Annotated in this window: 24 protein-coding genes; 11 read left to right on the top strand and 13 right to left on the bottom strand. The window is 70.7% G+C overall.

Annotated elements, in window-relative coordinates:
• Positions 1 to 16: 16 nt before the first annotated feature.
• Both AB0K18_RS15305 and AB0K18_RS15300 read right to left on the bottom strand, forming a co-directional pair.
• Positions 17 to 955 (bottom strand): ABC transporter permease, encoded by a 939-nt coding sequence (locus tag AB0K18_RS15305; protein ID WP_364914617.1) that lies wholly within the window; start codon positions 953 to 955, stop codon positions 17 to 19.
• On the bottom strand, positions 952 to 2577 hold the full coding sequence (locus AB0K18_RS15300) for an ABC transporter substrate-binding protein (protein WP_364914616.1): 1626 nt from the start codon (positions 2575 to 2577) through the stop codon (positions 952 to 954). Before AB0K18_RS15300 ends, AB0K18_RS15305 begins: the two co-directional genes overlap by 4 nt.
• 107 nt (positions 2578 to 2684) lie before the next feature.
• Here AB0K18_RS15300 and AB0K18_RS15295 point away from each other — a divergent pair, with 107 nt between their 5' ends.
• Positions 2685 to 3362, top strand: coding sequence for a TetR family transcriptional regulator (locus AB0K18_RS15295; protein WP_355411763.1), 678 nt, complete (start codon positions 2685 to 2687; stop codon positions 3360 to 3362).
• Between the two features lie 8 nt (positions 3363 to 3370).
• Here the strand turns inward: AB0K18_RS15295 and AB0K18_RS15290 are convergent, their stop codons facing one another.
• From AB0K18_RS15290 to AB0K18_RS15275, 4 genes are read right to left on the bottom strand one after another with little or no spacing between them, the layout of a single operon-like run.
• Positions 3371 to 5299, bottom strand: coding sequence for a DUF6807 family protein (locus tag AB0K18_RS15290; protein WP_364914615.1), 1929 nt, complete (start codon positions 5297 to 5299; stop codon positions 3371 to 3373).
• Positions 5299 to 6351, bottom strand: a complete 1053-nt coding sequence (locus AB0K18_RS15285; protein ID WP_364914614.1) for a mandelate racemase/muconate lactonizing enzyme family protein — start codon at positions 6349 to 6351, stop codon at positions 5299 to 5301. Before AB0K18_RS15285 ends, AB0K18_RS15290 begins: the two co-directional genes overlap by 1 nt.
• Positions 6348 to 7220: a 5-dehydro-4-deoxyglucarate dehydratase gene (locus AB0K18_RS15280; RefSeq protein ID WP_364914613.1), complete on the bottom strand. Its 873-nt coding sequence runs from the start codon at positions 7218 to 7220 to the stop codon at positions 6348 to 6350. The genes AB0K18_RS15285 and AB0K18_RS15280 overlap by 4 nt, the downstream gene beginning before the upstream one ends.
• Entirely contained in the window at positions 7220 to 8110 is an 891-nt protein-coding gene (locus AB0K18_RS15275; protein WP_364914612.1) for an NAD(P)-dependent oxidoreductase, read from the bottom strand. Before AB0K18_RS15275 ends, AB0K18_RS15280 begins: the two co-directional genes overlap by 1 nt.
• Before the next feature lie 192 nt (positions 8111 to 8302).
• Here AB0K18_RS15275 and AB0K18_RS15270 point away from each other — a divergent pair, with 192 nt between their 5' ends.
• The 6 genes from AB0K18_RS15270 to AB0K18_RS15245 all read left to right on the top strand — a co-directional run bounded on the left by AB0K18_RS15270 (position 8303) and on the right by AB0K18_RS15245 (position 14970).
• Complete coding sequence (locus tag AB0K18_RS15270) at positions 8303 to 9256, top strand: LacI family DNA-binding transcriptional regulator (RefSeq protein WP_364555327.1); 954 nt, start codon at positions 8303 to 8305, stop codon at positions 9254 to 9256.
• Positions 9257 to 9450: 194 nt separating this feature from the next.
• Positions 9451 to 10413, top strand: coding sequence for a sugar ABC transporter permease (locus AB0K18_RS15265; protein ID WP_364914611.1), 963 nt, complete (start codon positions 9451 to 9453; stop codon positions 10411 to 10413).
• The gene (locus AB0K18_RS15260; RefSeq protein ID WP_345397181.1) at positions 10397 to 11263 is read left to right on the top strand and encodes a carbohydrate ABC transporter permease; all 867 of its coding nucleotides are present in this window, start codon (positions 10397 to 10399) and stop codon (positions 11261 to 11263) included. The genes AB0K18_RS15265 and AB0K18_RS15260 overlap by 17 nt, the downstream gene beginning before the upstream one ends.
• Before the next feature lie 43 nt (positions 11264 to 11306).
• Complete coding sequence (locus AB0K18_RS15255) at positions 11307 to 12590, top strand: extracellular solute-binding protein (RefSeq protein WP_364914610.1); 1284 nt, start codon at positions 11307 to 11309, stop codon at positions 12588 to 12590.
• An 8-nt stretch (positions 12591 to 12598) separates the two neighbouring features.
• Positions 12599 to 13879 carry a Gfo/Idh/MocA family oxidoreductase gene (locus tag AB0K18_RS15250; protein ID WP_364914609.1) on the top strand — a complete coding sequence of 427 codons (1281 nt, stop codon included), beginning with the start codon at positions 12599 to 12601 and terminating at the stop codon, positions 13877 to 13879.
• A 26-nt stretch (positions 13880 to 13905) separates the two neighbouring features.
• Positions 13906 to 14970, top strand: a complete 1065-nt coding sequence (locus tag AB0K18_RS15245) for a hypothetical protein (protein WP_364914608.1) — start codon at positions 13906 to 13908, stop codon at positions 14968 to 14970.
• Here the strand turns inward: AB0K18_RS15245 and AB0K18_RS15240 are convergent.
• Genes AB0K18_RS15240 through AB0K18_RS15215 form a run of 6 tightly spaced genes read right to left on the bottom strand, consistent with a single transcriptional unit; the run spans position 14942 to position 20919 of the window.
• Entirely contained in the window at positions 14942 to 16726 is a 1785-nt protein-coding gene (locus tag AB0K18_RS15240) for an ABC transporter substrate-binding protein (protein WP_364914607.1), read from the bottom strand. The genes AB0K18_RS15245 and AB0K18_RS15240 overlap by 29 nt on opposite strands.
• Positions 16727 to 16744: 18 nt before the next feature.
• Positions 16745 to 17020: a DUF2160 family membrane protein gene (locus tag AB0K18_RS15235; protein WP_345397202.1), complete on the bottom strand. Its 276-nt coding sequence runs from the start codon at positions 17018 to 17020 to the stop codon at positions 16745 to 16747.
• Positions 17021 to 17842, bottom strand: coding sequence for a carbohydrate ABC transporter permease (locus tag AB0K18_RS15230; protein WP_364914606.1), 822 nt, complete (start codon positions 17840 to 17842; stop codon positions 17021 to 17023).
• Between the two features lie 5 nt (positions 17843 to 17847).
• Positions 17848 to 18762, bottom strand: coding sequence for a sugar ABC transporter permease (locus AB0K18_RS15225; protein ID WP_364914605.1), 915 nt, complete (start codon positions 18760 to 18762; stop codon positions 17848 to 17850).
• The gene (locus AB0K18_RS15220) at positions 18759 to 19853 is read right to left on the bottom strand and encodes an ABC transporter ATP-binding protein (RefSeq protein ID WP_364914604.1); all 1095 of its coding nucleotides are present in this window, start codon (positions 19851 to 19853) and stop codon (positions 18759 to 18761) included. Before AB0K18_RS15220 ends, AB0K18_RS15225 begins: the two co-directional genes overlap by 4 nt.
• Positions 19846 to 20919: an ABC transporter ATP-binding protein gene (locus AB0K18_RS15215; RefSeq protein ID WP_364914603.1), complete on the bottom strand. Its 1074-nt coding sequence runs from the start codon at positions 20917 to 20919 to the stop codon at positions 19846 to 19848. The genes AB0K18_RS15220 and AB0K18_RS15215 overlap by 8 nt, the downstream gene beginning before the upstream one ends.
• Before the next feature lie 338 nt (positions 20920 to 21257).
• Here AB0K18_RS15215 and AB0K18_RS15210 point away from each other — a divergent pair, with 338 nt between their 5' ends.
• Positions 21258 to 22397 carry an FAD-dependent oxidoreductase gene (locus tag AB0K18_RS15210; protein WP_364914602.1) on the top strand — a complete coding sequence of 380 codons (1140 nt, stop codon included), beginning with the start codon at positions 21258 to 21260 and terminating at the stop codon, positions 22395 to 22397.
• Positions 22398 to 22534: 137 nt separating this feature from the next.
• On the opposite strand, the gene AB0K18_RS15205 is transcribed toward AB0K18_RS15210, so the two are convergent.
• Positions 22535 to 23359: an SDR family oxidoreductase gene (locus tag AB0K18_RS15205; RefSeq protein WP_364914601.1), complete on the bottom strand. Its 825-nt coding sequence runs from the start codon at positions 23357 to 23359 to the stop codon at positions 22535 to 22537.
• 84 nt (positions 23360 to 23443) lie between these two features.
• On the opposite strand from AB0K18_RS15205, the gene AB0K18_RS15200 reads away from it, so the two are divergent.
• The 3 genes from AB0K18_RS15200 (at position 23444) to AB0K18_RS15190 (ending at position 26553) form a co-directional block, all read left to right on the top strand.
• The gene (locus AB0K18_RS15200) at positions 23444 to 25006 is read left to right on the top strand and encodes a hypothetical protein (RefSeq protein WP_364914600.1); all 1563 of its coding nucleotides are present in this window, start codon (positions 23444 to 23446) and stop codon (positions 25004 to 25006) included.
• A 69-nt stretch (positions 25007 to 25075) separates the two neighbouring features.
• Positions 25076 to 25372: a hypothetical protein gene (locus AB0K18_RS15195; RefSeq protein WP_364914599.1), complete on the top strand. Its 297-nt coding sequence runs from the start codon at positions 25076 to 25078 to the stop codon at positions 25370 to 25372.
• Complete coding sequence (locus AB0K18_RS15190; protein ID WP_364914598.1) at positions 25372 to 26553, top strand: DUF6745 domain-containing protein; 1182 nt, start codon at positions 25372 to 25374, stop codon at positions 26551 to 26553. The genes AB0K18_RS15195 and AB0K18_RS15190 overlap by 1 nt, the downstream gene beginning before the upstream one ends.
• The last annotated feature ends 4 nt before the right edge of the window (positions 26554 to 26557 follow it).

Raw genomic sequence — 26557 nt, 5'->3', positions numbered from 1 at the left:
CCGCCTACTGGGCCGCCTACGCACGCCGGATCCTGGGGTCGACGGCGGCGTACACCAGGTCCACCGCGAAGTTGACGACCACGTAGCCGACCGAGATCAGCACGACGCCTCCCTGAACCGTCAGGTAGTCGCGGGAAAAGATGGAGTCGACGATGAGCCGCCCGACGCCGGGCAGGCCGAACAGGGTCTCGATGATCACCGTGCCGCCGATGAGCGCGCCCAGGTTGAGCCCGACGGCGGTGATGAGGGTGATCGCGGAGGGGCGCAGCGCGTGCCGCCACAGGATGCGGCGCGGCGACAGGCCGCGGGCCCGCGCGAGCGTGATGTAGTCCTCCTGGAGGGTGGCGATCAGGTCCGTACGCAGCAGCCGCGCATAAACGGCCAGCTGCCCGCAGCCGAGCGTCACCGCGGGCAGGATCACGGAGGTGAGGTTCCACCCGAGGTCGAGCGAGATCGGCGTCCACCCGGTCGCCGGCAGCACCTGCCAGGTGACCGCGAAGAGCAGGATCAGCAGCACCCCGAGCACGAACACGGGTGTGGACAGCAGCGCGAAGCTGAGCGCGGTGAGCGCCTGGTCGAGGGCGCGGCCGGCGCGGCGGGCGGCGGCCACGCCGACGGGGATGGCGAGGCCGAGCGCGATGAGCTGCGCGGCGACGAGCAGCTCCAGCGTGACGGGCAGCCGCTCGGCCAGCTCGGCGGCGACGGGCATCCTGGTGATGTACGAGGTGCCGAAGTCGCCGGTCGCGAGCCCGCCCAGCCAGTCGGCGTAGCGCACCAGCAGCGGCTGGTCGAGCCCGAGCTCCTGGCGGAGCTGGGCGCGGGCCTCCTCGGTCGCCGACAGGCCCAGGATCTGCGTGACCGGGTCACCGGGCAGCAGGTTGAGCAGCACGAACGACAGGAAGGTCACCACGACCAGCACCACCGCGAGCCGGACCAGCCGGTGGAGGAGGATCACCGCTCGCTGACCCAGAGCTGGCCGAACGGGTGGTACGGGATGGGCGAGCCGGTCAGCGGCAGACCCTTCTCACCGTCGGGCAGCAGGTGCTCGCCGATGCCGCGCACCTTGGTCCGCGCCACGATGGCGCCGGTGTCGAGGTGGTCGATGAACACGTACGGCACCAGCTCGCGCAGGCGTTCCTGGACGGTGGCGTACGCCTGCTTGCGCACGGCCTCGTCGGCGACGGCCCTGCCCCGGTCGAAGGCGGCGCTCAGCTTGTCGTCCTTGAGCCTGGTCATGTTGAGCGAGACCTCGCCGACGGGCTTGGCGTAGCCCTGGTGCATCCAGATGTACTCGCCGTCGGGGTCCTGCGAGGAGAACTGGGTCCAGACGGTGGCCGCGAAGTTGCCGGTGATGGCCCGGTTGATCAGGTCGGCCTGGTCGGCCTGCTTGATCGTGACGTCGATGCCGGCCTTGCGCCACATGTCCTGGGCCAGCTCGACGCCCTGCATGGTGTTGGGGTCGGGGGTGGAGATCAGCTCGAAGCGGATCGGGCCCTTCTCCGCCTCGACCTCCTTGACCAGGGCGGCGGCCTTGGCGGGGTCGTAGCCGGGGTAGCCGCCCTCGGTGTACCACTTGGAGTCCTTCGACCAGGGGCCGTCGGCGGGCTGGGTCAGGCCGCCGCGCAGGGTGGAGATGACGGTCTCGCGGTCGGTGGCGTGGGCCAGGGCCCTGCGCACGCGTACGTCGTCGAGCGGCGCGGCGGCGGTGTTGAGCAGGAACATGTACTCGGCCACCGCCATGCCCTGCGCCCGGTGCACGGTGTAGGTGTCCTTCATGGCGCCGAACTTGGTGAGGTCCTCGTCGCGTGAGGTGCCCATGGCGTCCACGCCGCCCGCTTCGAGGGTCTGGGCGCGGGTCTGCGTGTCGGGCAGGATGCGGAACTCGATCTCGTCGAGGTACGGCAGGCCCTGCCGCCAGTAGCGGGGGTTGCGGGTGACGACCATGCGGTTGTCGGGGACGTACTCCTTGAAGATGAACGGCCCGGTGCCCACCGGTTTGAGGCTGGCCGCCTTGGGGTCGCTGAGCGAGGCGGGCGGGACCATCATGCCGGTCTGGGTGGACAGGTAGTAGGGGAAGGCCACCCAGGGCTGGTTCAGCACGACCTTGACCGTCATGGGGTCGGCCAGCTCGAACGACTTGATCGGCACGAAGACCGCGGCCGTCAGCGGGGACGCCTTCTGCGCCTCCAGGTTGGCCTTGACGATGTCACCGGTCAGCGACATGCCGTCGGAGAACGAGATGCCCGATCTCACCTTGATCGTCCACTCGTCGTACGTCTTGTTCGGCGTGACCGACTCGGCCAGGTACGGTTTCCAGTCGCCGTCGGCGGCCACACTCACCAGCGGCTCGATGATGGTGCCGACCATGCTGTAGCTCTGCGCCGCGAACTGGTCGGTGACCGGGTTGAACCCGTTGGCGTCGGCGCTGAGTGCGTAGACCAGGCGTCCGCCCTGGGTCGGCCCGGTCGCGGCGGGCTCCCCTCCGGGTGGTCCTCCTGCGACCGGTCGTTGCCCGCTGCAGGCCATGAGCAGCGTCACGGCCAGCAGCAGTGCGGCCGGCGTCCTCCAGCGTCTCATCCACGCCTCCTCCCGGCTGATCCCCCGAGAGCAATTTCACCGATAGTACTATCGGTGAAATTCCGCACAAGACCCGCGAGAGAATCGTTACTGGAGGGAGGGGATCGATGACGAGCACGCCGCTCACCAGGAGCGAGGCCAAAGACCTGACCAGGCGCAAGCTCATCCGCGCCGCCTTGACCATCCTCGACGAGGAGGGCGAGGCGGGCCTGACCACGGTCAAGGTCGCCAAGGCCGCCGGCATCGCGCAGTCCAGCTTCTACGTGCACTTCAAGGACATGCAGGAGTTGCTCAGGGTGCTGGCGGAAGAGGGCGGCGAGCGGTTGCGCGCCTCCATGCGCGAGGCCCGCCGCAGGGCCCGCGAGGCTCCCGGCGATCTCGAACGTCACCGCGAGACGTTCCGCATCCCGCTCGAGGCCATCTGCCGCCATCCCGAGCTGCTGCGCATCCAGCTGCGGGCCCGCCACGACCCCTCGTCATCGCTGCGCGACTTCGCCCGCGAGACGGCGGCCGCCTACCGCGACCATCACGCCGCCGACCTGGCCGCGCTCGGCTACACCGCCGACGACGAGCGCGACAGGCGGCGGCTCGAGATGATCGCCGAGGGCATCAACGCGGCCACCAACGCCCTGGCGATGGGCCATCTGGAGGGCCGCTACCCCGACCTCGACGAGGCCGCCGACATCCTGACGGCCCTGTCCCGCGGCGCCCTCCGCCTCCTCCGCCACACCTCAGGCAGGACCGCGCCGGGTGGGGGCTCCGGCGAGGTGCCGCCGGAGCCCTGAGGTGGTCGTCAGAAGGTGACGGCGGACGCCAGCTCCCCAGCCTCGTCCGCCGTCAGCCGGCCGTCCGCCACGACCGTGACCACCCGCCGCGACAGCGTGTGCTCGAAGGTCAGCGGCGTGTCCCAGGCCAGCGCCTGACCCACCCCCGGATAATCCGCCACCCGGACGAACCACGGGTCCCCGTCGGCCTGCACGAAGACCAGCGTCCAGTCGCGCCCGTCGGGCGCGCTGCCCGACATGGCCACCCACGGCCGCCGGCTGCCGTGCACGGCCTGCTCGTCACCGGGCAGCGTGACCCGGTCGACGGAGGTGCCGGGCGCCCGCCAGAAGAAGCCGCCGTATCCGGCGCCGGCCCGTCCCTTGGTGGCCGAGCTCTCGACCTTCAGCGGCGCCCCGGTGAGGTTGGTGAGCGTGAACGCGAAGTCCAGAGCCCACGCCTCGCCCAGCGGCCGGGCGGCCACCGTGCGCTCCTCGCGGGCCAGCGGCCCCCCGGGCCCCGCCCACTCCAGCAACTCGGTGAAGCCGCCGTCGTCGAGCCGGGTGAAGGCCAGGTGCCGCTGGGTGCCGTGATCGTCGAGCCAGGTCGGCCCCTGGTCCCTGACGTACGTGCGCCCGCCCCAGAAGTTGGCACCGCCGAGGTCGGAGATCGCGACCCCGGCCCCCAGATGGTGCACATGGTCGTCGGGCCTGACCTGGGTGACCTCCACGCCGCCGAGCGTACGGACGCCGTGCAGGTAGGGGCGCGGCGAGTCGGTGGCGGGCAGGTCGGGACGCCAGTCGTAGGCGGCCACCTCGGCGCCCGACACCAGCAGCGCCACCCGCGTCCACGGCGCGTCCAGCTCGGAGTAGAGCGCCAGCTCGTCGGCGCTGCGCCGGGTCAGCTCGACCACGCCGGGCAGGACCCGGCCGGCCACCTCGCCGTCGGCGTCCCTGAGGACGAGCTGGTGCCGTTCGGGGATCGGCACCGGCTCGGGCGAGAGCCTGATCGCGTCCACCACCTGGGTGAACCGCTCGGTCACGGCCAGCGGAGCCAGCAGCTCCGCGCCGGTGCGGACGTGGTCGATGAGGTTCTCCAGCAGCCCCGTGCGGCCGTGCACGGTCGTGGTGACCGAGCCGTCGGCCAGCTCCACCTTGAGCCGGTCGTTGGTGTACGTCAGCGTCGCCCGCCCCCGGTCACCGTGCACCACCAGATAAGGCTCGTGCCGCGGCACCGACTCGGGCGCGCACAGCGTGACCGCGATGGTGATCACGAGCCCGTCCGCCAGCCGGATCCGTACGCAGGAGGTGTCGTCGGACTCGATGGGGTGGGCGTGGTAGAGCTCGGTCTCGATCCCGGCGACGGGAGCGTCCACGAGGGCCAGCGCGGTGGCGGTGGCGTGCGCGAACGGGTTGGTCAGCGCGCCGTCCATCACGTCCACGCCGTTCAGCCGGCGCCGCCCCGACCAGGGGGCGCGGGTGAAGTACGAGGAGGGCCGCTCCCACGCGCCGGACCCGCCGATGCCGCGCACCCGGCCGAGCGCGCCGCCCGCGATCAGCCGCCGCAGGGCGGGCACGGCGGCCGAGCCGAGCGACTGGAAGCCGACCTGGCAGGCCAGCCCGGTCTCGGCGACGACCTCGGCGATCCTGCGCTGTTCCTCGATGCTCGGCGCGGGCGGCTTCTCCAGCAGCACGTGCGAGCCGCCGCGCAGCGCGGTGATCGCGAGGTCGGCGTGGGTGTTGATGGGCGTGCAGATGATCGTGAACTCGGCGCCGGTCTTGGCGATCAGCTCGCCCAGGTCAGGCGACTGGAGGGGGGTGCAGAAGTCCACCTCGACGGGCTGCAGGTCGCACACGCCCGCCAGCTCGACCAGCCCGCGCGCGGTCAGGTCGCGCAGGATGCCGAGGTGGTGGCGGCCGTGCCCGTTGGCTCCCGCGAGGACGACCTTGGCCGGCGCCATCACGACCACCTCAGCCCGAGCCCGGCGTGCCCGCCCGCGCGCAGCACGCCGTCCGACACCGCCACCGGGTACGGCTCCGCCAGCAGCCCCAGCCGGGCGAAGGAGGCGTCCTCGACGTCCTCCACCATGACCGGCAGCGGCAGCGAGAGCGCGAGCTGTCCCGACACCTCGCTCAGCAGGTGCGGATAGACCGGCACGTCGTAGGTGCGCGCCAGCTCGGCGATCCGCAGGAACGGCGTGATGCCGCCGACCCGCACCACGTTCGGCTGCACCACGTCGCACGCCCCGGCGGCCAGCAGGTCGCGGAAGCCGTAGGTGGTGTAGACGTTCTCGCCGACGGCGATCGGCACGTCGATCGAGCGGCGCAGCTCCACGTGGGCGGCCACGTCGTCGGCGGGCAGCGGCTCCTCGATCCAGTGCGGGCCGAACTCGCGCAGCGCGGCCATCGCGCGCCGGGCCCTGTGCAGGTCCCAGCGCTGGTTGGCGTCGATCATGAGCAGCCGGTCGGGGCCGATCACCTCGCGGACGGCGGCGACCCTGGCGACGTCCTCGGCCAGGTCGGGGCGGCCCACCTTGATCTTGACGCCGCGGAAGCCGGCCGCCACCCAGCGCCTGGCCTGCTCGACCAGCTCCTCCAGCGGGTAGTGCAGGTTGACGCCGCTGCCGTAGACCGGCACCTCGTCGCGCCGCCGCCCGAGCACGTCGGGCAGCGCCGCCTCGCCGCAGCGCAGGTCCCACAGCGCGAGGTCCACGCCGGCCAGCGCGATCGTGGTGATCCCGCCAGGCCCGGCCTCGCGCAGGTGCCGCCAGAGCAGGTCCCACACCACCTCGGGGTGGGCGGGCGCGCCGATCAGCGCCTCCCGGATGTCGTGGTCGAGCAGCGCCTTGACGGCGTGCGCGCCGATCTGCGGCGTCCACGAGAACCCGGTGCCGGTGCGCCCGTCCTTGAGCGTCACGTGGGTGACGATCACATGGTTGTACGGCACGTCCGCGCCCCAGGGGCGGGGCAGGGAAGCCGTGCGCAGCTCGGTACGCAGCTCCGCGATCGTCATGACGTCACCCGGTCCAGCCCGATCTTGATCAGCTCGGCCAGCTCGGCCAGGTGCTCGTCGGTCACGTCGACCAGCGGCGGGCGTACACCGCCTACGTCGAGGCCGCGCAGCCGTACGCCGGCCTTGACCAGCGACACCGGGTAGCCGGGCACCTTGCCGCGCAGCCGGACGAGCGGCGCGTAGAACGCGGTGAGCAGCCGCTCGTCGCCGTTCAGGTACGCCAGCGCGATCTCCGGCGCGAAGGCGAACACCGCGCTGGAGTAGAGATGCACGCCGATGCCCCGGTAGGCGGGCATGGTCAGCTCGGCCGTCGGCAGTCCGTTGAAGAACAGGAAGCCGGGGTGGCTCTCGCGGACCGCGAGCACGATGCGCTGCATGCGGTCGATGTCGCCGACGCCGTCCTTGAGCCCGATCACGCCGGGGATCTCCGCCAGCCTGACCACGGTCTCGGGTTCGAGCACGACCGAGCCGCGCTGGTAGATGATCACCGGCAGCACCTCGGCCACGGCCCGCACGTACGCCTCGAAGCCGTGCCCCGGGCCCTGCGCCAGGTAGGGCGGCATGAGCAGCAGCCCGTCGGCGCCCGCGTCACGAGCGGCCCGCGCCTGGTTCAGCGCCGCGCCGATCGGCCCGCCCGCGCCCGCGAACACCGGCGCGCGGCCCGCCACGACCTCGGTGCTCACCCGCACCACCCGGGCGTGCTCGTCCTCCGACAGCGCGGAGAACTCGCCGGTGCCGCAGGCCGCGAACACGCCGCCGGGGCCGTGCTCCATGCCCTTGCGCACGTGCTCGGCCAGCACGTCCTCGGCCAGCGCGCCGCCGGCGTCGAAGGGGGTCACGGGGAAGAACAGCACACCGCTGAGTTTCATCAGGTCTCATCCTTGAGTTCGGTACGCCAGCTGCGCTTGGGCTGCCAGCCGAGCAGGCGCTCTGCCTTGGCGGTCGAGAAGGCGGGGGTGGTGCCGGTGAGCCCGTCGGCGAAGCCCTCGGTGCCGGGCACCACCTGGGGGAGCAGGTCGGCCAGCGGCTTCCTGGCCAGCGCGTCGGCGGCGCCGGCGAAGAACACCTCGCCGTTCGGCAGCTCGGGCAGCGCCTCGGCGAGCACGGCGATCATCTCGGCGGCGTCGCGGGAGTCGATGTAGTTGAACAGCGACACCCCGCCCAGCTCGGGCCGGTCGAGCCGCTCGCGTACGGTGTGGCCGGACTGCGTGGGCGCGCCCGCCCACTCCTCGGGCGGGATCACGAAGCACGGGCGCACGGCGGCCAGCTTGGTCGTGCCCGCCGCCGCGAACGCCTTCATCGTCTGCTCGGCGGTCACCTTCGACAGGTTGTACGCGTTCCAAGGCAGGACCGGGTGCTCCTCGTCGATGGGGAGGTAGCGGGGCGCCCAACCGCCAGGGGCGCCGTACCCCATGACGGTGGGGCTGCTGGCCACCACCACGCCCGCCACGCCGAGGGCGAGCGACGCCTCGCACACGTTGAACGCGAGCTGCGTGTTGACCTTGAAGATCACCGACTCGGGATGGCTGAACGGCGTGGCGATGGCGGCCAGGTGGATCACCGTCTCAGGACGGAACCGCGCCATCACCTCGAACGTCTCTCCCGTGTCGGTGAGGTCGGCCGGTAACGTGGCGGCTGCCTCCGCGGGTGTCCCTGGGGTCCTGTCGACCCCGATGACCTCGTGCCCGGCCGCCGCGAGCGTGGTGACCACGCTGCGGCCGAGGCGTCCTGCGCTTCCGGTGACGAGGACTCTGCTCACCGTGTGGGGCTCCTTCAAGACTGCAAACAGTTGCACTAAACCTTTGTGTCAGGAAGGGTGAGGCGTCAAGAGGGGATTTCGTCACCGGCCGTCTAGCTGGGGCTTCCTTCGGGCTTTCCCGTACCAGCCGCGTGGCAAGCGCTTTCACCGGTCTAGCGGGCCCTGCAAGCGGTTGCGTTAGGGTGAGCGACTGTGACAGTGACGATTCGCGATGTGGCCCGGGCGTCCGGCGTCCACGTGTCGACGGTCTCCCGGACGTTCTCCGCGCCGCACATGGTCAACGCGGCCACCCGCACCAGGGTGCTGACGGTGGCCGAGGAGCTGGGCTACCGGCCCAACCGGGCGGCCAGGGCGCTGACGACCGGGCGTACGCACAACCTCGGGCTGATCGTGGCCGACATCGCCAACCCGTTCTTCCCCCCGCTGATCAAGGCCGCGCACGCGGCGGCCAGGCAGCGCGACTACCACCTGTTCGTGGCCGACACCGACGAGGAGCCGGCCGTGGAGGAGGAGCTGGTCCAGGCGTTCTCCAAGCAGGTGGACGGCGTGGTGCTGTGCAGCCCGCGCTCGTCCAACAAGGCGCTCGAACGCTTGGCCGAGCGGGTGCCGTTCGTGGTGATCAACCGGCGGCTGCGCGGCGCGGCCACCGTGCTCATGGACGTCGGCCACGGCGCCAGGCTGGCGGTCGAGCACCTCGCCGGGCTCGGGCACCGCAGGGTCGCGCTGGTGTCGGGCCCCGCGGGGTCGTGGACGAGCGCGGAGATCCGTACGGCGGCCGAGCAGGTGCCGGACGTCGAGCTGATCGTCATCGGCCCCAACGCGCCCACCGAGCGGGGCGGGTTCGCGGCGGCGGCGCGGGTGCGCGACTCGGGCGTGACCGGCGTGCTGGCCTACAACGACCTGGTGGCCATCGGGCTCATCGAGGGACTCGGCGACCTCGGTCTGTCCGTGCCGCAGGACGTCAGCGTGGTGGGGATCGACGATATCGTGCCGGGGCGGCTCAACCGGCCGAAGCTCACCACGGTGGCCATGCCGACGGCCGCGGCCGGGCGGCTCGCGGTCGATCTGCTCATCCAGGAGGTGAGCGCCACGACCTCGCTGGAGACCCGGCTGGTGATCAGGGACTCCACCGCAGCTCCACGGTGACGTGGAGTCTGCAAACGGTTGTACTAAACCGTAACGAAATTCATCAGACTTCTGCGGTGGAAGAGCATGCTACCTGGGGAAACGCCGGAAAGATATATCGGTAACGGCTATGTAACGCCTGCAAAGGGTTGACGTAACTTTCCCAGCAGCTATAGGAAAGCGCTATCCGTTCACTACTCGCCGGAAGGTCCGTGATGACTGAAGTTTCGGTGGCGGTGAAACCCCGGCGGGCGGCGCCTGACGCCCCTCGCGGTGGACACCGCTCCACGAAACGGTCCCGTCGGGAGGCACGGGCCGCCTACCTCTTCCTGGCCCCCTGGTTCGCCGGCCTGCTCGTCATCACGGTCGGCCCGATCCTCGCCTCCCTGTACCTGTCGTTCACCGACTACAACCTCCTCGAAGAGGCCAAGTGGGTCGGGTTCGACAACTACGTCAAGATGTTCACGCAGGACCCGAGGTTCCTGAACTCGCTGAAGGTGACCACCATCTACGTGGTCGTCTCGGTCCCGCTGCAACTGGCCTTCGCCCTCGCGCTGGCCCTCGTGCTCGACCGCGGCCTGCGCGGCCTGTCGATCTACCGCTCGATCTTCTACCTGCCCTCGCTGCTCGGCGGCAGCGTCGCGATCGCGATCCTGTGGCGCAAGGTGTTCGGCGCCGACGGCCTGGTGAACGCGGTGCTCGCGATCTTCGGCATCGAGGGCCCCGGCTGGGTGGGCGACCCGGACACGGCGCTGTCGACGCTGATCCTCCTGCACGTGTGGACCTTCGGCGCCCCGATGATCATCTTCCTGGCCGGTCTGCGGCAGATCCCGAGCAGCTACTACGAGGCCGCCGCCGTGGACGGCGCCGGGCCGCTGCGCCAGTTCAAGTCGATCACGGTGCCGCTGCTGACGCCCATCATCTTCTTCAACCTGGTGCTGGAGCTCATCAAGTCGTTCCAGTCGTTCACGCAGGCGTTCATCGTCAGCGGCGGCAGGGGCGGCCCCGCCGACTCCACCCTGTTCTACACGCTCTACCTCTACCTCAACGGCTTCAAGAACTACGACATGGGCTACGCCGCCGCGATGGCCTGGGTCCTGCTGCTGATCATCGCCGGGCTGACCGGGGTGAACTTCCTCGCTTCCAAGTATTGGGTCTTCTATGGCGACACCAAGTAGGCCGACCCCGGTCCTGTTCCGCCCCTTCCGCGGCGGGCCGGTCGTCAAGCACATCCTGCTGATCGGCTTCGGCCTGATCATGCTCTATCCGCTGTTCTGGATGATCTCCAGCTCGCTCAAGCCGGAGGAGCTGATCTTCCGGGAGCCCGGCCTGTGGCCGAGCACGGTCACGCTGGAGAACTACACCGAGGGCTGGTACGCGCTCAAGCACCCCTTCGGCTATTACCTGTGGAACTCCGCGGTGGTCACCGTGCTGTCGGTGGTGGCGAACCTCGTGGCCTGCTCGCTGGCCGCCTACGCCTTCGCCCGGCTGAACTTCCCGCTGAAGAAGCTCTGGTTCGCGCTCATGCTGGGCACGATCATGCTGCCGGCGCACGTGACGATCGTGCCGCAGTACATCATGTTCTCGAAGCTCGACATGATCAACACGATCTGGCCACTGATCATGCCGAAGGTGCTGGCCACCGACGCGTTCTTCATCTTCCTGATGGTGCAGTTCATCCGCACCCTGCCGAGGGAACTGGACGAGGCGGCGGAGATCGACGGGGCCGGCTATTGGCGCATCTTCATCAGGGTCGTCATGCCGCTCTGCATGCCCGCGCTGGCCACTACGGCGATCTTCACCTTCATCTGGACATGGAACGATTTCCTCAGTCAACTCTTGTATCTCAACAACCCCGACAACTTCACCGTACCGGTAGCGTTGCGCACGTTCCTGGACGCCAGTAGCGACTCGTCGTGGGGCCCGATGTTCGCCATGTCGATCATCGCCCTCGGTCCTATCTTCGGGTTCTTCCTGGCGGGCCAGAAATACCTGATCCGTGGTGTCGCCACCACGGGACTGAAGTAGTTCCTCCACCCCCCAACAGCGAACACCCATAGGAGGTAGAGCCGTGAGCTCTGGCAAGAAGATGTGGTCGGCGGCGCTGCTCGCCACAGCTGTGCTGGCGGTCACCGCGGCCTGCGGCAGCGGAAGCGGCGAAGAGGCCGCCGATGGCAAGGTCAAGCTGCGCTTCTCCTACTGGGGCAGTGACGCGCGGCAGAAGATGACCGAAGAGGCGATCAAGAAGTTCGAGGCCAAGAACCCGAACATCGACGTCGAGGGCGAGTTCTCCGACTGGGCCTCCTACTACGAGACGCTGTCCACCAAGGTCGCCGGCAGCGACGCCCCCGACGTCATCAGCCTGGAGATCCGCGGCCTGCGCGAGTACGCCGACCGCGGCACGCTCGCCGACCTGGCCAGCAAGGTCAACACCGCCGACATCGACGGCAAGGTGCTGGCCACCGGCGCGATCGACGGCAAGCAGTTCGCCATCCCCACCGGTGTGAACGCCTTCTCCCTGCTGGTCAACCCCGGCCTGGTCAAGGAGGCCAAGGCCGAGATGCCGGACGACACCAAGTGGACGTGGCAGGACTACGTCGAGCTGTCGGCCAAGATCACCTCGGGCAGCGGCGGCAAGCTCACCGGTACGCAGCTGAGCTGGAACCCCGCGTACCTGCAGATCTACGCCGCGCAGAAGGGTGAGCCCTTCTACCAGGGCAACAAGCTCGGCCTGTCGCCTCAGACCATCAAGGACTGGTGGAAGATCATGCAGGACCTGATCTCCACGAAGGGCGCGCCCGAGGCGGCCAAGAGCTCCGAGATCGGCGCCACCAGCATCGACCAGTCGCTGCTCGGCACCAACACCGGCGCGATGGGCATGTGGTGGAGCAACCAGCTCGGCGCGGCGGCGAAGGCGTCCGGCCAGGAGCTGGAGCTGCTGCGGATGCCGAAGCTGGAGGGCGCGACGACCGGCGGCATGTTCCTGCAGCCCGCCATGTTCTACGCCGCCTCCTCCAAGTCCGAGCACGCCGCCGAGGCCGCCAAGTTCATCGACTTCATGGTCAACGACCCCGAGGCGGGCGCGATCATCCTCAGCGACCGCGGCCTGCCGGCCAGCTCGAAGGTGCTGGCGGCGGTCAGGGACAAGCTGCCCGACGCCGACAAGAAGACGCTGGCCTTCCTCGACGAGGCCAAGGGCGAGCTGACCGACCCGCCCGCCGCTCCGCCGAAGGGCGCGAGCGCCATGGAGGACATCCTGACGCGCTACTCGGAGGAGGTCATGTTCGGCCGCATGACCCCCGATGACGCCGCGCAGAAGTTCATCACGGAGGCCAACGCCTCCATCGCCGGTTAAGGAGAGTCATGAAGTACGCGTTCGTCGGGCTCGGGCACCGCGCGCAGATGTACGTCGACGCGCTGCTCGGGGAGTGGCGCGACGCCGGCACCATCGTCGCCCTGTGCGACACCAACCGGACCCGCATGGACTACTACGCCGAGCGGATCGGCCGGCAGGTGCCGTGCTTCGCCCCCGAAGAGTTCGGCAAGGTGCTCGAGCTCGCCGACGCGATCATCGTCACCACCGTCGACGCCGCGCACGCGACGTACGTGTGCGCGGCGCTCGACGCGGGACGTGACGTCATCGTGGAGAAGCCGCTCACCATCGACGCCGACGGCTGCGCGGCCATCGCCGCGGCCGCCGAGCGCAGCAGCGGCAAGCTGATCGTGACCTTCAACTACCGCTACTCGCCGCGCAACTCCGCGGTGCGCCGCCTGCTGCAGCGGGGCGCGATCGGCGAGGTCACCTCGGTGCACTTCGAGTGGACGCTGGACACCATCCACGGCGCCGACTACTTCCGCCGCTGGCACCGCGACAGGGTCAACTCGGGCGGCCTGCTGGTGCACAAGTCCACCCACCACTTCGACCTGGTCAACTGGTGGCTGGGCGCGGCGCCCGAGATGGTCTTCGCGCAGACCGGGCTGCGCTTCTACGGCGCCGAGAACGCCGGGAAGCGCGGGCTCGGCGAGCGGCCCGAGCGCGCCCACGGCGCCCCCGGGCTGGGCAGCGACCCGTTCCTGCTCGACATCTCCGCCGACGAGCGGCTCAAGCGGCTCTACCTCGACGCCGAGCACGAGGACGGCTACCTGCGCGACCAGGACGTCTTCGGCGAGGGCATCACGATCGACGACAACATGTCGGTCATGGTCCGCTACACCAACCGGGCCGTCATGACGTACTCGCTGCACGCCCACGCGCCGTGGGAGGGCTACCGGGTGGCCTTCAACGGCACGGCGGGCCGGCTGGAGCTGGACGTGGTGGAGCGCGAGTGGACGCCCGTGCACGCCGCGATCGACCCGAGCGCCGCCTCCAAGGAGCACGCCACCGGCTCGTCCGAGCGGCTGCTGCTGCGCCCCCACTGGGCGCCGCCGGAGGAGATCCCGATCGAGAACGGCGCGGGCGGCCACGGCGGCGGCGACCGCCTGCTGCTCAACGACGTCTTCCGCGGGCCGGGCGACGACCCGCTGGCCCGGCAGGCCGACTACCGCGACGGCATCCGCAGCGTGCTGACCGGCCACGCCGCCAACGTCTCCGCCAGGACCGGCGCCCCGGTCCTCCTCGGGGACGAGGGGACCCGTGTCCTCTGAGCCGGCTCGCTTCAGCGAGGCATCCCGTGTTCTCTGAGCTGGCGCCCATCGCCGCCGCGCAGCGCGGGCTCTACCCGGCCTTGCCGGGGCCCGAGCTGCGCGCGGCGGCCCGTGACGCCATCGGCGTGCTCGACCTCACGGCGGACGACGTCCGCGTCGAGCGCACCTGGAACTCGGGCGACCTGTACGGCGAGGAGCTGTCCTGGTCGGTGGGCTTCGGCCCGCGCACGCGGGCGTACCTGCTGCGCCCGCGTGACGTGGAAGGCCCGCTGCCCGGGGTCGTGGCGCTGCACTGCCACGCCGGCATGAAGTGGGCGGGCAAGGACAAGATCTCCGACGGCCCCGGGGAACCGGCTCCCGAGGTACGCCGCCTGCGCGACGAGCTCTACGGCGGCCGGGCCTTCGCCGACGAGCTGGCCAGGCGCGGCTTCGCGGTGCTGGCCCACGACGTGTTCGTGTGGGGCAGCCGCCGCTTCCCGCTGGAGCTCCCCGAGGCGGACGGGCTGAGCGAGGCCGACCGCTACGACCTCGCCGCCCGCGACCACGAGCACGTGGTGGCCAAGCACTGCGCCGCGCTCGGCACCTCGTTCACCGGCGTCGTCGCGGGCGAGGACCTCGCGGCGGCCGCCTACCTGCGCTCGCGCCCCGACGTGACCGAGGTCGGCTGCGCCGGCCTGTCCGGCGGCGGGCTGCGGGCCGCGCTGCTCGGCGCGTTCGACCCGGAACTGCGCGCGGTCGTGGTCGCCGCGATGGCCGCCTCCTTCCGCGACATGCTCGGCGGGCACGTCGAGAAGCACACCTGGATGTTGTGGCCGCCCGGCCTGCCGCGCCTCGGCGACTACCCCGACCTGGTGGCCGCCCGCGCGCCCGCGCCGCTCATGGTCCAGTACGCCATGCGCGACAGCCTCTTCCCCGAGCAGGGCATCAGGCGGGCGCACGCCATCATCGCCGAGCGCTACCGCGACGCGCCCGGCGCGTACGAGGCCGTCTTCGCCGACGTGCCGCACAGCTTCGACGTGCCCATGCAGGAGCGGGCCTTCGACTGGCTGACCGCCAACCTCGCTAGTTCCCCTGCTTCCACGTCGCGATGAGCTTGTCGTAGTCCACGGTCTCCGGCTTGCCCCGCTCGTCGGCCAGCTTCGGCGCGGGCGCGCCCGGCTGGTCGAACCAGTACTGGGCCGGCTGCTCCGGGTTCAGCTTGGGCGCGCACTGGCCGCCGTAGCCCTCCCGTTCGCGTGAGAGCCGCTCAAGCCGGGCCATGATGTCGTCCTGCTGCTTGGCCAGGTTGTCCATCGACTGCTGCGGCGTGGTCTCGCCGGTCACCGCCGTCGCCACGTTCTGCCACCACAGCTGCGCCAGCTTCGGGTAGTCGGGCACGTTCGTGCCGGTGGGCGTCCACTGCACGCGGGCCGGTGAGCCGTAGAACTCGATCAGGCCGCCGTACTTGTCGGCGTTGTCGGCGAAGTAGTCGCTCTTGATGTCCGACTCGCGGATGAACGTCAGCCCGACGATCGACTTCTTCAGTGACACCGTCTTCGAGGTGACGAACTGCGCGTACAGCCAGGCCGCGGCGCGGCGGTCCTGCGGGGTGCTCTTGAGCAGCGTCCAGGAGCCGGCGTCCTGGTAGCCCAGCTTGTGGCCGTCCTTCCAGTACGCCCCGTGCGGGCTCGGCGCGATGCGCCACTTCGGCGTGCCGTCCTCGTTGACCACCGGCAGGCCGGGCTTGGTCATGTCGGCGGTGAACGAGGTGTACCAGAAGATCTGCTGGGCGACGTTGCCCTGGGCCGGCACCGGGCCCGCCTCGCTGAAGTTCATGCCGGCCGCCTCGCGCGGCGCGTACTTCTTCAGCCAGTCCACGTACTTGGTGAGCGCGTAGACGGCGGCAGGGCCGTTGGTGTCGCCGCCCCGGGTGACCGACGAGCCGACCGGGCGGCAGTTCTCCACCCGGATGCCCCAGTCGTCCACCGGCAGGCCGTTGGGGATGCCGGGGTCGCCGTTGCCCGCCATCGACAGCCACGCGTCGGTGAAGCGCCAGCCCAGCGACGGGTCCTTGCGGCCGTAGTCCATGTGGCCGTAGACCTTCTGGCCGTCGATCGTGCCGTCGCCGTTGACCTTGGTGGTGAAGAACTCGGCGATGTCCTCGTAGGCCGCCCAGTTGACCGGGACGCCCAGGTCGTAGCCGTAGGCGTCCTTGAACTGCTTCTTGATCGCCGGGTCGGTGAACCAGTCGTAGCGGAACCAGTAGAGGTTGGCGAACTGCTGGTCGGGCAGCTGGTAGATCTTCTTGTCCGGGCCGGTCGTGAAGCTGATGCCGATGAAGTCGTCGAGGTCGAGCGTGGGGGAGGTGACGGTCCTGCCCTCGCCGGCCATGTAGTCCGACAGCGGCACCACGTAGTCGCCGCGCGAGTGGGTGCCGATCAGGTCGGAGTCGTTGACGTAGGCGTCGTAGATGTTCTGGTCGCCCTGGATCTGGGTCTGCAGCTTCTCGACGACGTCGCCCTCCTGGATCAGGTCGTGCTTGATCCGGATGCCGGTGATCTCGGTGAACGCCTTGGCGAGCTGGCGCGACTCGTACTCATGGGTGGTGATCGTCTCGGAGACCACGTTGATCTGCATCCCCCGGTACGGCGCCGCGGCCTTGATGAACCAGTCCATCTCCGCGAGCTGCTGCTCCTTGCTCAGCGTGCTGGGGGTGAACTCCTGCGACACCCACCGCTCGGCCGCCGCCTTACCGCCGGCCTCCGTGTAGTCGGAGGCCGGCCGCTCGGCGCCCTGCGTGCAGCCGGCCGCCATCACCACCATCGCGGTGAGACCTGCGATCGCCGACCTGCCTGCCCGATGCCTCATCGTTCGGCTCCTTCTCTGTCATCCCCATATGCCGATCACGACCGCCACCAGCACCGCGCAGCCGAGCGCGAGCCACATGGACAGGTCGGTGATCGCGATCCAGCCGGCCAGCACGACGGCGGCGCTGATCAGGCCGATGTAGAGCCGGTCACCGCGATCGGTCTCGATGCGCAGGAACCCCCGCCTCGCGACGGGCGGCGAGATGCGCGCCCACACCGCCATGACGACCAGCAGCAGGGCCAGCCCGGCGAACACCAGGGCGGTCGGGACGGTCCAGACCATCCACTCGAGCATCTAGACCCTCCCCAGCGCGAAACCCTTGGCGATGTAGTTGCGCACGAACCAGATGACGACCGCGCCAGGCACGATGGTGAGCACGCCGGCCGTGGCCAGCAGCGCCCAGTCCACGCCGGCCGCGCTCACCGTGCGGGTCATCGTCGCCGCGATGGGCTTGGCGTCGACCGAGGTGATCGTCCGCGCGATCAGCAGCTCGACCCAGCTGAACATGAAGCAGAAGAACAGCGTGACGCCGATCGCCGAGCGGATCATCGGCAGGAAGATCCTGATGAAGAAACGCGGCAGCGAATAACCGTCGACGGCCGCGGTCTCGTCTATTTCCCGTGGAATTCCGGACATGAATCCCTCCAGGATCCACACCGCCAGCGGGACGTTGAACAGCATGTGCGCGATGGCCACGCCGAGATGCGTGTCGAACAGGCCGACGCTCTGGTAGATCTGGAAGAACGGCAGCAGGAAAACCGCCGGCGGCGCCATGCGATTGGTCAGCAGCCAGAAGAACAGATGCTTGTCGCCGGCGAAGCGGAACCGTGAGAACGCGTACGCCGCGGGCAGCGCCACCAGCAGCGACATCACCGCGTTCAGCGAGGTGTAGATGATCGAGTTGAGGTAGCTCGAATACCACGCCGGGTCGCCGAAGAAGGCGGCGTAATTGTCGAACGTCACCCGCTGCGGAATGAGCGAGAAACTGCCGAGGATGTCCTCGTTGGGCCTGATCGACATGCCGAACATCCACAGCAGCGGCAGCATGAGCGTGGCCACGTACAGCCAGAAGACCGTGCGCGCCCAGGGGAGCCGCCGGCCGGTGGTCCGCGCCATCCACCTCACCTTCCCGACCTGGTGAGCACGGTGAAGAAGACGTAACAGAAGACCTGCACGATGAGGAAATAGAGCAGCGAGAACGCGCCCGCAGGGCCGAGGTCGAACTGGCCGACCGCGATCTTCGACAGCAGGATGCTGAGGAACGACGTCGCGTTCCCCGGCCCGCCGCCGGTCACCACGAACGGCTCGGTGTAGATCATGAAGCTGTCCATGAACCTGAGCAGGATCGCGATCGTCAGCACCCCGCGCAGCCGGGGGAGCTGGATGTGCCGGAACGTGGCCCACGCCGAGGCCGCGTCGATCTGCGCGGCCTGGAAGTACGGCTCGGGGATCGAGCGCAGCCCCGCGTACGCCAGCAGCGCCACCAGCGGCGTCCAGTGCCACACGTCCATGACCAGCACCGTGATCCAGGCGTCGGTCGAGTCGAGCGTGTAGTTGAAGTTGACGCCGAGCACGTTGTTGACCGCCCAGCCGCCCAGCCCGATGTCGCCGCGGGCGAAGATCTGCCAGATCGTGCCCACCACGTTCCACGGGATGAGCAGCGGCAGCGCGACCAGCACCAGCGCCACCGACACGCCGACGCCCCTGCGCGGCATCACCACCGCGAGCGCCACGCCGAGCGGGATCTCCAGCAGCAGCACCTGCGCGGAGAACAGCAGCGTGCGCAGCAGCGCGCCGTGCACCTCCGGGTCACGCGCGATCGACCGGAACCACTCCAGGCCGACGAACACCCGGTCGTGCGGGCCGAAGACGTCCTGCACGGAGAAGTTGACCACGGTCATCAGCGGGATCACCGCCGTGAACGCCACCGACACCACCACCGGCAGCACCAGCCACCAGGCCCGGTTGTCCCTGCGCTTGGGGGTGACGCGCGGCTCGTCCGCCGCCGCCGGCTCGACCGCCGCCTGCTCGCTCACGCCAGGCCCCTCTCGTGCAGGGGCGCGAGCGAGCCGCACCTGACCTGGTCCCTGAACAGGAACGTGCGTTCGGCGGGGAAGCGCAGGTGGACGCCGTCGTCCGGCCGGTAGGGCGCGTCCGACTCGGTCTTGACGATCACGCGGTGCTCGCCGACCACCGTGTGGACCAGGTCGTACGCGCCCATCCTGTCCACCCCGGTCACCCGGGCCGGCACGCCCGGCGACGTCTCAGGCCCGCCGATCTCCACGAACTCCGGCCGCACCCCGATCCGCACCGGCCCCGGGGGCAGGCCGTCGTCCGCCGCGCCCACGTCGCCGCCGTCCACGCGGACCACGCCGCCGGCGATCTCGGCCGGCACCACGTTCATGCCGGGCGAGCCGATGAAGTGCCCGACGAACTCGTGCGCCGGCGACAGGAACAGCTCCGCCGGCTCCCCGGCCTGCACGATCTCGCCGTCGTTGACCACCACCACCTCGTCGGCGAACGTCAGCGCCTCGGTCTGGTCGTGGGTGACGTAGATGAGCGTGTGGCCGGTGTCGCGGTGGATCTCCTTCAGCTTGCTGCGCAGCGTCCACTTCAGCGCCGGGTCCACCACCGTCAGCGGCTCGTCCAGCAGCACCGCGGCCACCTGGGCGCGGACGAGGCCCCTGCCCAGGCTGACGATCTGCTGGCGGCCCGGGTCGAGCCGCCGCGACCTGCGGCCCAGCACCTGGTCGAGGCCGAGCAACTGGGAGACCTGCCGGACCCGCCGGTCCACCTCCTGCTTCGGCACCTTGCGGTTGCGCAGCGGGAAGGCCAGGTTGTCGTAGACCGACATCTCCTCGTACAGGACGGGGAACTGGAAGACCTGCGCGATGTCGCGGCCCGCCGTCGGCACGCCGGTGACGTCGCGGTCGTCGAAGTAGACGCGGCCCACCGTGGGGGTGATGAGGCCGGAGATGATGTTCAGCAGCGTCGTCTTGCCGCAGCCGCTCGGGCCGAGCAGCGCGTACGCGCGCGAGTCACGCCACGTCCAGGTCATGGGCTTCAGCGCCCAGGTCTTCCCGCCGTCGTAGCTGTGGCCCACGCCGTCGAGCCGGATGTCAGCCATGCCGGCCCACCTCCGCCGCGCTCGTGCCGGCCAACCGGCCGTCCTGGTCGAAGACGAGGACGTGGGCCGGATCGACGTAGGCGCGCGTGGTCTCGCCGGGCGTGAACCGCTGGGTGCCCGGCAGGTGGGCGACCAGGTGGCGGCCGCCCTGGAGGAGCAGGTGCAGGAACGTCGCGCTGCCCGTCACCTCGGCCAGCCTGATCTCGGCGGGCAGTTCCAGCGCGCCGGGCCGGCCCCGGCCGATCGTCACCTGGTGGGGGCGTACGCCGAGCACGACCTCCTGCTCGCCCTGCTCACCGGCGGTGCCGAGGACCTCGACGCGGCCGTCCCTGACGACGCCGGGCAGCACGTTGAGCGGCGGATCGCTGAGCGTGGCGGCCACGGCCAGCGTGGGCGGGCGGGCGTACATGTCGGCGACGTCGCCGACGTGCCGCACCCTGCCCTCGCCGAGCACCACGGTCGGCGCGGCGAACGTCAGCGCCTCGGCCGGGTCGGCGGTGGCGTAGAGCACGACGCCGGGCGAGCCGGCGAACATGCTCTTCAGGTCGGCGCGCAACTGCTCGCGCAGCTTGAAGTCCAGGTTGGCCAGCGGCTCGTCGAGCAGCAGCAGATCGACGGGGCGGGCCAGGGCGCGGGCGATGGCGGTGCGCTGCTGCTGGCCGCCCGACAGTTCGGCGGGCCTGCGCTGCAAGAGGTTCTCGATGCCCATCAGCTCGGCCACCTCGCGCACCCGGCGGTCCACGCCGTCGCGGCGGAAACGGGGGTCGAGGCGGAGCGGTGAGGCGATGTTCTCGTAGACGGTGAGCGACGGGTAATTGATGAATTGCTGGTAGACGAAGGCCACCGATCGTCTGCGCACCGACATTCGTGTGACGTCTTTGTCGTCGATCAGCACGCGGCCCGCGTCGGGGGTCAGCAAACCGGCGGCGACCCGCATCAACGTCGTCTTTCCCGCCGTCATCGGGCCGATCAGGGTGGTCATTCCAGGGGATAATTCGAGGTTGACGTCGGCCAGCCAGACTTCGCCGCGCGAACGCACGGAGACGCCGTCGAGAATCACCGTCACGGTGCCCGGTCCTCTCTGCTTCCCTCCCTTCTAACATGATCTGAATGGGCCTGCAAAGGTTGTTGTCGTGGCTTGTGAGGCTGGTGTTACTCGGATTTTCTGCTCATTGTCAAGGTGCAGAGAATGGTGAACGGGAAGTTCTATCGCGGTGGCGACTTCTGCGCTGGTCATTGGTGGCGGCAGTGGAAATTTCGAGACATGTGGGCATAGGGCGCGGTGGGTCGGCTCTCGTCAGTGCCAACAGGTGTTGGCCTACAAGTGTTGACGCTTGCGGGGGAGGCGGCGTAGCGTCTACAGATGTTGGCCAACTGATGTTGGCTTCGTTTCGAGGAGGAGACATGAATGCCACGGACGTGATCGTCGTGGGCGCCGGCCCCGTCGGGCTCACCGCCGCTCTGGTCCTCACCCAGCGCGGGCACCGCGTCGTCATCGTGGACGGGCAGGCCGAGGGTGCGAACACCTCGCGCGCCGCCGTCGTGCACCCGCGCACGCTGGAGCTGCTGGAGCCGTACGGGGTGACCGGCGACCTGGTCACGCGGGGGGTGCCGACGCCGCGCTTCACCGTCCGGGACCGGGACCGGGTGCTGGTGCCGGTGCCCTTCGAGGGGCTGCCGACGCGGTACCCGTACACGCTGATGATCTCCCAGGCCGACACCGAGGCGTACCTGCTGGCCCGGTTCGAGGAGCTGGGCGGGCGGGTGCTGCGGCCGGCCCGCGTCGCCGCCGTCACCCAGGACGCCGCCGGCGTCACCGCCACCCTCGGCGACGGGCGCACGCTGCGCGCCTCCTACCTGGTCGGCGCCGACGGGATGCACAGCCTCGTCCGCGAGCAGGCCCGGATCGGCTTCGCCGGCGGCACGTACGCCGAGTCGTTCGTCCTCGCCGACGTGCGGCTGCACGGCGGGGTGCCCAAGGGCGAGGTCATCCTGTACTTCTCGCCCGACGGCCTGGTGGTCGTCGCGCCGCTGCCCGACGGCATGTACCGGATCGTCGCCACCGTGGACGAGGCGCCGCGCGAGCCCGACGTCGCGTTCGTGCAGCGACTGCTCGACACGCGCGGGCCCGAGTCCGCGCCCGCCGTCGTCGAGGAGGTCGTCTGGGGCTCCCGCTTCCGCGTCCACCACCGCATCGCCGACACCTACCGCGACCGGCGCGTCCTGCTCGCCGGCGACGCCGCCCACGTGCACTCACCGGCCGGCGGGCAGGGCATGAACCTGGGCATCGAAGACGCCGTCCAGGTGGGCGAGGCGCTCTCTGAGGTACTGAACGGCGCCCCGGACGAACGGCTCGACGCCTACGCGGCGGCCAGGCGCCCGGTCGCGGAGAAGGTGGTCGCCCTGGCCTCCCGCCTCACCCGGCTGGCCACGGCCCGCGCCGCCGCCCGTCCCCTGCGCAACGCCGTCCTCGCCCTGGCCGGCCACCTCCCGGCGGTCCGCCGCCGCCTCGCCTGGCAACTGTCCGGCCTCGACCGCCGCTGACCTGTCGCGGCCGGCGGGAGTGAGGGCGAGGCGGTGGCGGCGGCTGCTCGTGCCGACCTCTACCCCCGGCTCCTGGTCCGCGACTTCGACACGAGCCTCGCCTTCTACCTCATCGAGCTGCAGTCGTACTGAGATCGTCAGGGAATGATCGAGTCCACGTAGCCGCCGTCCACCCGTACGGCCGCCCCCGTCGTAGCCGAGGCGAAGGGCGAGCTGAGATAGACGACCAGGTTCGCGATCTCCTCGGGCTCGATCAGGCGCTGGAGCAGCGACTGCGGCCGGTGCAGCCGCATGAACTCGCGCTGCGCCTCCTCCCACGGCAGGTCGCGGTCCACGAGCTGGTAGACGAAGTCTTCGACGCCGCCGGTTTGGGTCGGCCCCGCGATCACCGAGTTGATCGTGACCCCGCTGCCCGCCGCCTCCTTGGCGAAACCGCGGGAGACGGCCAGCAGCGCCGTCTTCGACATGCCGTAGTGGATCATCTCGGCTGGGATGACGACGGCGGAGTCGCTCGCGATGTACTGGATGCGGCCCCAGCCCCGCTCCCTCATGCCCGGCAGGTACGCCCGGGTCAGCCGGACCGCGGCCAGCACGTTCACCTCGAAATAGCGCCGCCACTCGTCGTCCTCGATCTCCAGCGGCGGCTTGGCGCCGAAGATGCCGAGGTTGTTGACCAGGATGTCGACGTGCGGCAGCATCCGCAGCACCTGCTCGCAGCCCTCGTCGGTCGAGACGTCGCCCGGCGCGGCCACCAGGTCGTAGCGCAGGTGCTCGCCGGCTTCGCGCTCGGCGTCGATGCGCTCGTTGTCCATCCGTTCGATGGCCGCCGCCACCGAGCCCTCGCCGCGGCCGTTGATCCCCACGCGGGCGCCGGCCCGCGCGAGCCCGGTGGCGATGGCCGCCCCGATGCCCTGGGTCGAACCGGTCACGAGAGCGGTTTTGCCTGTGAGATCGATGCGCACTGTGGTGTACCCCCTTGCGGGCCATTCTCCGTGATCGCCGGTGATCGCCCGCATGCGGGGGGTGCTGCGTAGTCTGGAGGGTGCGTGGAAGGGGTGTGGGTGCACCGGATCCTGTGGCTGGTGGTGGCGGCCGCCTTCGTGGCCGGCCTGGTCGTGCCCGACGAACCGGTGCGTAAGGACGACGAGTGCCCGCCGCGCGACCTGCGGGTGTCCGCCCCCTATGCGGTGACCGGCTATTGGGTGATGCCGCGCGCCGATCCGTGCGTCACGCGGCGGATGGTCGAGGCGATCCACGCCATCGGGGGCGACACGCTGATCACGTTCGGGCCCAGGTTCGCGGCCGGGCAGCCCGATCCCGACTTCGCCGCCTGCCGGGTGGACGGGCGGCCGTGCGCCGAGGTGCCCGGGGTGCGGCGCGTCTACACGTACGTCACCAGCGAGGAGTTCGGCGAAGGGCTGCTGCGCTGCCCCGGCCTCGACCGGCGCGTGGAGAGCGACGGGCGGATCTTCTACCGGCTGACGCTGGCCGGCTCGTGCAACGCTCCCACGCATGACCTGGTGCTGGTCGCCACCGACGGCGACGGGCTCGGCAACCTGATGCGGGAGGCCGCCGCGTACGGGATGACCGTCTTTCCCGGGCTGCCCGCCGCGCCGCAGCGCGCGGGCAAGCCGTGGGAGCCCGACCTCGCCCACACCGCCGCGCTCAACGCGTTCACCGCGCGGGTGCTGGCCGACTACCGGGGGCGGTTCGGGGCCGCGTTCGGCGGGGTGTACCAGTCGTTCGAGCTGGCCGCGCGGGCCCGGTCCGACCGCGATCCGATCATCTCCCTGTACGCCGCCCAGCACGCCGTCGTCGCCGACGCGCTGCCGGGCAAGAAGATCGTCGTCAGCCCGTACATCGACGCGCGGCGCGGGCGCGGGTTCCCGCCGTCGCAGGTGCCTGAGGGCATCGCGGACATCGCGGGCACCCGGCACGGGCTGCCCATGGCGATCGCCGTCCAGGACGGGCGGGGCACGGGCAAGGTGCCGGTGCACGGCCCGCACGAGGACGAGGCCGCGGTGGCCGCGCGGCTGGTGCCCGTGGTCGGCGCGGTGCGCAATGGGCAGGCGTACTACGGGTCCACGGCCTCCTACGTGGAGGCGGCGGCCCGCGAGGTGCCCGACGGGGTCGAGCTGTGGGTGAACGTGGAAGGCTTCGAGCCCACGCCCGTCGCGGGGGAGTGCGGCCGGGTGGACCCGCTGCCGCTGCGCGGGCGTACCACGAAGGCCCGGCTCGACCAGCAGGTCATGGCCGCCGGGCGGCACCCCGCCAAGATCATCTCGTACGGCTGGGACCCGTTCTTCACCTGCCAGGCCCGCCACGACACGCCTTCGCTGGCCGACGACATCGCGGCCGGGTGGCAGCAGCCGATCATCGTGGCGGCGTACCGGAAGGCCATGAACGGGCGGCCGGGCGTGCAGGTGGAGGGCTACAACCTGCGGGGCGGCACGCTGACCTTCGGTGAGACGTCGGTGCGGCAGGAGTGGTACGCCCGCTCCCGCCTGGAGACGGCCTGGGCGCCCTACGAGCCCGCGTCCCCCTGGATCCCGGTCACCGCCACGAACGCGGCCGGCCACACCAGCACCACCCCCTACGTGATGCCCTGAAGGGCACCGGGTTTTGTCGGTGGGGCCCGCTAGTTTTCGATCATCCCCCCGAACGATGGAGGTTGGTCGATGTACCGACAGGGCGACATCCTGCTCGTGCCCGTCCCGGAGGCGTCCGCGCCCGCCAAGATGCGTCCCGAGCCGCGTGACGCGTGCGGGCGGCTGGTGCTGGCCTACGGCGAGGCGACCGGGCACGCGCACGCCATCCCCGGTCCTGGCACGCTGTCCCACGGGTTCCTGCACCTGCCCGACGGCGGGCGGCTCGAGCACGAGGAGCACGCGGCGATCTCGCTGCCCAAGGGCTGGTACCGCGTGGTCAGGCAGCGCGAATACGTGCCCGGCTCCTACCGGGTGGTGGCCGACTGATGGCCACGCTGACATGGGAGCAGGTCGCGCTCGCCACCGGGCCGGGCGAGGGGGCCGAGGCGGCGGTGCGTCAGGCGTACAGGGAGGCGGGGCTGGCCGAGCCCGAGCTGGTCCTGGTGCTGCCGTCCCCGGCGGCGGGAGCGGTCACGGCCGCCTGGCTGACAGGCGACCCGCAGACTCGCGCGGCCCTCACCGCGGCGGGGCTGGGGCCGTCGAGTCGAGCCGGCGCTCAACCCGGCACCCCGGCGGGGCTGGGGCCGGAGAGTCCTGCGGGGGCCTTTCCGATCCCGGGCCTGCCCGACCTGCTGCCCGACGGTCCCGGACGTTCGGTGCGCGACGACCTTCGCACCCAGCCGTGGGCGCGCGCCAGAGCGGAGGTCTACGCCGAGTGCGGCCCGGCCGGCTGGGCAGCCCTCTGGGCCGACACGGGCGGCCGCCTCTGGCCGCAGGCCGAACGCCTGATCAACGACATTCGCCGGGCGATCGGCGAGCTGGGCGGGCATGGCGAGCAGGACGGCGCGGCCCAGGCCCAGGGTGGGCGGGCGCTTGGGGCGGTGTTGCGCGAGGTGACGCTCGACGCCGTGTTCGGGCAGCACGACGCGCCCTGGCTGTCGGCCTTCGACGGGCTCGACGGGCTCGACGGGCTCGACGGGCTGAAGCGGGTGGCCGAGCAGGCGGGATGGTGGTGGCCGTACGAACGGGTGGCCGTCGTCACCGAGCGTCCCGTGGAGCTGCACCTCGACGACCTCGGACGGCTGCACCGCGCCGAGGGCCCGGCCCTGGCGTACGCCGACGGGTTCGCCCTGCACGCCTGGCACGGCATGCCCGTGCCGGCCGGCTTCGGCGCCGCGATGACCGCGCTCACCCCCGAGCGCATCCGCGCCGAACCCAACGCCGAGCTGCGCCGCGCCATGCTGGAGCACTTCGGCCTCGAATGCTACCTCGCCGAGTCCGGCGCCGAGCCGCTCCACTCCGACGAGACGGGCGTGCTGTGGCGGGTCGAGCTGGAGGGCGACGAGCCGCTGACCATGGTCGAGGTGGTCAACGCCACCCCCGAGCCCGACGGCACCCGCCGCACCTACTTCCTCCGCGTCCCGCCGTGGACCGAGCGGGCCCGGCAGGGCGTCGCCTGGACCTTCGGCGTCGCCGAGAACGACTACCACCCCGAACGAGAGACCTGACCAC

The organism is Nonomuraea sp. NPDC049421, assembly GCF_040677005.1.
Taxonomy (GTDB): Bacteria; Actinomycetota; Actinomycetes; order Streptosporangiales; family Streptosporangiaceae; genus Nonomuraea; species Nonomuraea salmonea.
The sequence above is the reverse complement of the archived record's forward strand: the minus strand, read 5'-3'. Positions and strand labels throughout refer to the sequence as shown.